The 4,211-nt window shown below is 24.6% G+C and carries 3 protein-coding genes; all 3 read left to right on the top strand.

Going from position 1 to position 4,211, the window contains the following annotated elements:
• On the top strand, window positions 1–245 hold a 245-nt coding region (locus Q0V09_RS08435), incomplete at its 5' end, for a hypothetical protein (protein ID WP_297488467.1).
• 58 nt (window positions 246–303) lie between these two features.
• Window positions 304–1,644 carry an MFS transporter gene (locus Q0V09_RS08440; RefSeq protein ID WP_297488470.1) on the top strand — a complete coding sequence of 447 codons (1,341 nt, stop codon included), beginning with the start codon at window positions 304–306 and terminating at the stop codon, window positions 1,642–1,644.
• A gap of 86 nt (window positions 1,645–1,730) precedes the next feature.
• Entirely contained in the window at window positions 1,731–4,070 is a 2,340-nt protein-coding gene (locus Q0V09_RS08445; RefSeq protein ID WP_297488473.1) for a DNA topoisomerase, read from the top strand.
• The last annotated feature ends 141 nt before the right edge of the window (window positions 4,071–4,211 follow it).

Below are 4,211 nucleotides of genomic sequence, written 5' to 3' on the forward strand. Positions count from 1 at the left end.
TAGGAAAATTATTAAATCTAACTTATATAGCTATGGATGAAATAAAATCTATCTATAAAGAACTTGGATTAGATGAAGAGATTGAAGGATATTTTGATACAAGTGAATTAAATGTTCCTGCCACTTTTATTCTAACTCAAAATGAAGGTCGTATTATTTATAAATATGGAAAACGAGATGTATCAAATAGAGCTCCAGGAGGAGATTTATTAGATACTCTATTAAAATTAAGAGGTCCAAAATAAAGGAAAAGCCAAATTTAAAAATTTGGCTTTTTTTATACATATAAAATGGAGGAATAATATGACTAAAAAAAATTATATTATATATATTGCTTTCCTAATAGCTTCATTTGGATATATTTTTAATTTCGATTCAGCTATAATTTCTAGCTCTATTGAAAATTTAGCACTAACTTTTAAAATTTCAAAAAAAAATATAGGTTTTTTAATTACTATATCTTTATTTGGAAGTTTAGCTGGAGGAATGTTATCAGGTTATCTCTCAGAAAGAATTGGAAGAAAAAAAACTATAATTTATAGTTTAATTAATTTTATTATAGGAGGAATTATTACTTCTTTTTCAATAAATATTTATTTTTTTATGTTTGGAAGAATTTTAATGGGATTATCATTAGGTAGTGTATTTTTAGTTGGATCAATTTATATAACAGAAGTTTCTCCATCAGAAAGCAGAGGAAAAAATGGAAGTATTAGCCAATTATTAATGCCATTCGGCTTAATTTTTGGATTTTTTATTGTTTATTTAATATCAAACTATGTTACAAATGACTTGATAATTTCAAACTCTTGGAGAATTTTATTTTTATTTGAAACTTTGCAAGTTTTAATAATACTTTTTTTATTTTTAAAAGTTCCTGAAAGTCCTCGATGGTTATTTTTTAAAGGTAATAAATCACAAGCTATTTTAAATTTAGGTTTTTTCCTTCCTGAAAAACAAATTAATAAAGTTATTTCTCAAATGGAAGACTCAAACAATACTTCTGTTCCTAGAAAAAAAATTACAATAAACAAAGGTCTATTTCTTGTTTTAATACTTGCTACAATCTTTCCATTCTTTAGACAATTATCAGGTATAAATCCAATTATCTACTATGCTCCTCAACTATTTAAAGAATTCTCTATACATACTGTTACTGGATATTATCAAAGTATATTCATGGGTATATTTCAAATACTCGGGTCTTTTATATCTCTTTTTTTTATTGATAAGTGGGGCAGAAAAGTTCTCCTTTTTATTGGAACCTTAGGAGTAGCTTTATCTTTAGGATATATAACGTACTCTTTATTATTAAAGGAAAAAAATCCTTTTGAAATTTATTCTTTATATTTTTACAATTTCACATATACTTTTTCTTTAGGAACAATTCTCACAATATATATTTCAGAAATTTTACCTACAAATATCAGATCATTAGGCGTTACTATTTTCACTTTTTTAAATTATGTTTTTGATATTATTTTAACTCAAATTTTTCCTATAATAGAAACTAAAACATCTTATTTACCCTTTCTAATATTTTTTATTACTAGTACTTTTTTGCTTATATTCATTCCATTTATACCTGAAACAAAAGGAAAAACTTTAGAAGATATTGAAAAATATTGGGATAACATTATTTAAAACAAACCTTTGTATTATTATATTGTTAAATTTATGCTAAAATATACATGTATATTAATCTAAATTAATGATGCAAAGGAGTGAGAATGAAATTAATTATAGCAGAAAAACCATCCGTTGCTGAAGCTATTGCTGAAGCTATTTTAGGAACTAAAAATAAATATAATGGATATATTGAAAAAGATGATTATATTGTAACCTGGGTTTTTGGTCATATGTTACAACTAAAAGAGCCTGAAGATTATGATATTAAATATAAAAAATGGACTCTTGCAGATCTTCCAATATATTTTGAAGATTGGGGATTTAAACCAAAAGAAATAAAAGCAAGAAAAACAGAAAGTCCTGAAGAAACATTAAAAAGAGAGGGCTTTCAAAAAGTGTTAACTGGACAACTAAGAACTATATATCAACTAGTAAAAAAATGTGATGTTATTATTCATGCAGGTGACCCTGATGATGAGGGTCAGCTTTTAATTGATGAAATTTTAGAATTTTTTAAAAATACTAAACCTGTTAAAAGAGTATTAATTAATGATAATAACTCAGAGGCTATAAAAAAATCTTTTAAAAATTTAAAAGATAATAAAGAATATGAACCTTTAGGAAAAAGTGCTTATGCTCGGGCTGTTTCTGACTATTTAGTTGGTATTAATGCAAGTAGATATTTTTCTTTAATTAATAGAACAATGGGACTTACAGTTGGTCGTGTTCAAACACCTACTTTAGGTCTTATTGTAAATAGAGATTTGCAAATAGAATCACATGAAAAACAAAAATTTTATGAAATTTTTACTGATATTAACGTAAATAAAAATTTAAAAAATAAAAAACAAGGGGAAAAAATATTTAAACTTTATAAAAAAGAGTTTCCATCTGAAGAAAAAAATATTGAACTTAAAAATTTATTTATAAAAGAATTTGAAGCTCTAAATGATATTTTCTCTATTAATTTAAAATATATTCCAAGTAAAGAGCTTTTTGAAAATGGAAAAATAGAAAGTCAAATTGAAGCTGAAGAGATTAGTAAAAATTTCAAAGGAGATACTAAATTAATAATAACAAAAACTATTGAAAAAGAAAATCCTCCTCTTCCTTTTAATCTTTTAAAATTACAAGTATATGCTAATACAAAATGGGGATATCCCGCTGAACAAACTCTAAAAATATCTCAAAATTTAAGAGAAAAATATAAAGCTATAACTTATAATAGATCCGATTCACAGTATCTTAATGATGAACACTTTACTGATGCTCCAGATGTTATAAAAAAAGCTATGAAAAATATTAATATCTATCCTGAAGGTGTATCTTTTGGGCCAATAAAACCTAAATGTTTTGATAGTAGTAAAGTTACAGCACACCATGCTATCATCCCAACAAATAGAGATGTTAATTTAAATCGTATGACTATAGAAGAAAAAAATATTTATGAAATTATTACAAAAATGTATATCGCTCAATTTTTACCTAAATTAATAAAAGAAAAAACTACTGCTGAAATTGATTTCTTAGAATCAGAGAAATTAAGAGTTACATCTAGCAAAATACTTGATATAGGTTACTATAATTTTTTAAATGATAAAAATAGTGAAAATTCACAAACAGAAAATGATACTCTATCTAAATTATATCCTGGAGAATATCAAGTTACTTTCTTAGATTCAATGATAAAAGAGAAAGAAACAACACCTCCTAAAAGATATACTGAAGCAACTTTACTTCAAGATATGGCTTCTATTTCAAAATATGTTAAAGATTTAACTATAAAAAAACTTCTTAAAGATAAAGATAAAGATAAAAAAGGAGAAAATGGTGGTATAGGAACTCCTGCAACTAGAGCTGAAATAATTAAAGGATTATTCTTTAAAAAATTTGTTGAATTAAAAGGAAAAAATATCATTTCTACTCCTTTAGGAAGAGAGTTCTATTTAATGTTACCTACAGAATTAAAATCAGCAGATATAACCGCTAAATGGTGGGTAATTCAAGAGGAGATTAAAGAAAAGTCTGCTGAGCCTTTTAAATTGATTTTAAACACCCTCGAAACTTTAAAGGAAGTTATGACTAAAAGATATGATAAAATCAGTTTAAATAGCCAAGGAGAGGTTATTAGAAAGGAATTAATCGGTGTCTGTCCAAAGTGTGGTGGAAGTATTTTAATTGGTCAAGATAAAAAAGGTGATGAAAATTATTATTGTGAAAATTATAGAGATTGTTCTTTCAGACTTTGGAAAAATATGAAACACTTCAATAATCCTTTAGAAATAACTAAAGAAAAAGCTATTTCTCTATTAAAAAATGAAAAAGTAGAATTTTCTCTACTTAATAAAAACGGTGATAAATATCAAGCTTATTTAAAACTAAAAATAAATGGAATCTATGTTAATTTTGAATTAAATGGGTATCCAGAAAAAAGCAATTAATATATAAAATGAACCTTTTGAGGTTTTAATTTTCATTTCTATGTTTTTTTTATATAAAATTTAAAATAAATTGTATTACTCTGTAAAATATTATATAATTTAAAATAGTTTCCTAGGAAACTATTTTAAATTATATAATAT

The sequence above is a fragment of the uncultured Cetobacterium sp. genome (genome assembly GCF_947039425.1).
GTDB lineage: Bacteria > Fusobacteriota > Fusobacteriia > Fusobacteriales > Fusobacteriaceae > Cetobacterium_A.

Excerpts from the sequence above, each read along its gene's own strand:
- Q0V09_RS08440 (WP_297488470.1), top strand. The coding sequence starts at position 304 with ATGACTAAAAAAAATTATATTATATATATTGCTTTCCTAATAGCTTCA.
- Q0V09_RS08445 (WP_297488473.1), top strand. The coding sequence starts at position 1,731 with ATGAAATTAATTATAGCAGAAAAACCATCCGTTGCTGAAGCTATTGCT.